The organism is Rhizobium sp. PP-CC-3G-465, assembly GCF_004343445.1.
Taxonomy (GTDB): domain Bacteria; phylum Pseudomonadota; class Alphaproteobacteria; order Rhizobiales; family Rhizobiaceae; genus Ferranicluibacter; species Ferranicluibacter rubi.
In genome coordinates this window covers 1-1,049 of record NZ_SLYH01000062.1, presented here as the reverse complement: position 1 = coordinate 1,049, position 1,049 = coordinate 1, and the positions used below count along the sequence as shown (strand labels likewise).

The 1,049-nt window shown below is 61.5% G+C and carries 1 protein-coding gene; it reads right to left on the bottom strand.

Going from position 1 to position 1,049, the window contains the following annotated elements; all coding sequences use genetic code 11:
• Window positions 1–16: 16 nt before the first annotated feature.
• A protein-coding gene (locus C8J33_RS26830; protein WP_165929911.1) for an IS630 family transposase occupies window positions 17–960 on the bottom strand; the annotation gives its coding sequence in 2 pieces (ribosomal slippage) (window positions 17–624 and window positions 624–960; 945 coding nt in all).
• Between the last annotated feature and the right edge of the window lie 89 nt (window positions 961–1,049).

Here is a 1,049-nt window from a genome sequence, read left to right as displayed (position 1 = left end):
CTAGAGCGCGTCCTGTTTAATCCGGGTCATATCCGGCAGCCCTGAAGTAGTTTGCACATTCGGCGGGAACGAAGAGCGGGACGAGGCTACCGACCGTGTCCCACAGCGCGTCGACCGTCCTTTCGGCCCGTGCTCGCAGCAGCGCCTTGAGCTTTGCGAAGGCGTTTTCGATGGGGTTGAAGTCTGGACTGTATGGCGGGAGGTAAAGCAGATTTGCGCCTGCTGTCTCGATTGCGTTGCGAATGCCGGCGGCCTTATGGGCAGGCAGATTGTCCATGATCACGACGTCGCCGGGATGGAGGGTGGGCACCAGCACCTGTTCGACATAGGCGAGAAAGACGATGCCGTTCATGGCGCCGTCGTAGACAAAGGGTGCCGTCATACCGGTCAGCCGAAGCGCTCCGGTGAAGGTCGTCGTCTTCCAATGACCATGCGGCACACCGGCCCGGCAGCGCTCACCACGCGGTGCTCTTCCACGCAGGCGGGCCAACTTTGTCGAGAGGCCGGTTTCGTCAATGAACACCAGCTTTGCCGGATCGAGATCGAGTTGGCCGTCGAACCAGTCTCGGCGACGCTTCAGGATGTCGGGGCGGTCCTGCTCCAGTGCATGTGCGGACTTTTTTTGAACGTCCAGCCCCGACGGCAGAGCCAGGCGCTCAAGGCGCTGCGGCTGATCCGCACTGACTGCTCGCCCACGAGCCGTTCCACCATCTCGTTCAACGTAATGTCCTTGCGCTCCTCAATCAGCCCGACGATGAAGACTTCATGCCCATCAAGGCTGGAACTCCGGCGGCGACCCTGCGGTCGCGGTGCCAGTTCACCCATCTTGGCCCGCGCAATCCAGCGGATCGCGCTCGATACACCGACCCCGAACCGTGCTGCCGCCTGCCGCGCCGACATGCCTTCATCCGATGCCCTCACGACCCGCGACCGAAGATCGCCACTCAATGCCTTGCCCATTCTCCACCTCCGTGCAGGTCGATGTTGAATCAGAATGGTCTGCAGCAGTCACCTCACAATCGATTCATCGATCACAGGACGCGCTCTAG